The sequence below is a fragment of the Erwinia sp. PME.40.26/001 genome, assembly GCF_055556675.1.
Map to the genome: position 1 here is coordinate 1 of NZ_JBVHNP010000163.1, position 274 is coordinate 274.

Annotated in this window: 1 protein-coding gene; it reads left to right on the top strand. The window is 60.6% G+C overall.

Translation table 11 applies throughout. The annotated features are described in order from the left end of the window. The coding region (locus tag ACZ3HG_RS23680; protein ID WP_465334814.1) for an SDR family oxidoreductase at positions 1-274 on the top strand (274 nt) is incomplete at both ends.

The window sequence follows — 274 nt, forward strand, 5'->3', positions numbered from 1 at the left end:
CAATGGATGCGTTCGGACGGCTCGACCTGATTTTCAACAATGCCGGCATGGGCGCGCCGGCCATTCCGCTTGAGGACATTTCTCTCGCGCAATGGCAGGCGGTGGTGAACACCAATCTCACCGGGCCGTTCCTGTGCACGCAGCATGCCTTCCGCATCATGAAGGATCAAACGCCGCAGGGCGGACGCATCATCAATAACGGCTCGATTTCGGCCTACGCCCCTCGCCCGTTGTCATCGCCCTATACGGCGACCAAGCACGCGATCACGGGACT